The 820-nt window shown below is 52.1% G+C and carries 1 protein-coding gene; it reads left to right on the top strand.

All coding sequences use genetic code 11. From position 1 onward, the window contains the following. The first annotated feature begins 63 nt into the window (after positions 1-63). Positions 64-768 (top strand): IS6-like element IS26 family transposase, encoded by a 705-nt coding sequence (locus L6C30_RS14645; RefSeq protein WP_001067858.1) that lies wholly within the window; start codon positions 64-66, stop codon positions 766-768. The last annotated feature ends 52 nt before the right edge of the window (positions 769-820 follow it).

Raw genomic sequence — 820 nt, 5'->3', positions numbered from 1 at the left:
GGCACTGTTGCAAATAGTCGGTGGTGATAAACTTATCATCCCCTTTTGCTGATGGAGCTGCACATGAACCCATTCAAAGGCCGGCATTTTCAGCGTGACATCATTCTGTGGGCCGTACGCTGGTACTGCAAATACGGCATCAGTTACCGTGAGCTGCAGGAGATGCTGGCTGAACGCGGAGTGAATGTCGATCACTCCACGATTTACCGCTGGGTTCAGCGTTATGCGCCTGAAATGGAAAAACGGCTGCGCTGGTACTGGCGTAACCCTTCCGATCTTTGCCCGTGGCACATGGATGAAACCTACGTGAAGGTCAATGGCCGCTGGGCGTATCTGTACCGGGCCGTCGACAGCCGGGGCCGCACTGTCGATTTTTATCTCTCCTCCCGTCGTAACAGCAAAGCTGCATACCGGTTTCTGGGTAAAATCCTCAACAACGTGAAGAAGTGGCAGATCCCACGATTCATCAACACGGATAAAGCGCCCGCCTATGGTCGCGCGCTTGCTCTGCTCAAACGCGAAGGCCGGTGCCCGTCTGACGTTGAACACCGACAGATTAAGTACCGGAACAACGTGATTGAATGCGATCATGGCAAACTGAAACGGATAATCAACGCCACGCTGGGATTTAAATCCATGAAGACGGCTTACGCCACCATCAAAGGTATTGAGGTGATGCGTGCACTACGCAAAGGCCAGGCCTCAGCATTTTATTATGGTGATCCCCTGGGCGAAATGCGCCTGGTAAGCAGAGTTTTTGAAATGTAAGGCCTTTGAATAAGACAAAAGGCTGCCTCATCGCTAACTTTGCAACAGTGCC

This window comes from Acinetobacter sp. KAM396 (genome assembly GCF_021602765.1).
GTDB classification, from domain to species: Bacteria; Pseudomonadota; Gammaproteobacteria; order Pseudomonadales; family Moraxellaceae; genus Acinetobacter; species Acinetobacter towneri_A.
The sequence above is the reverse complement of the archived record's forward strand: the minus strand, read 5'-3'. Positions and strand labels throughout refer to the sequence as shown.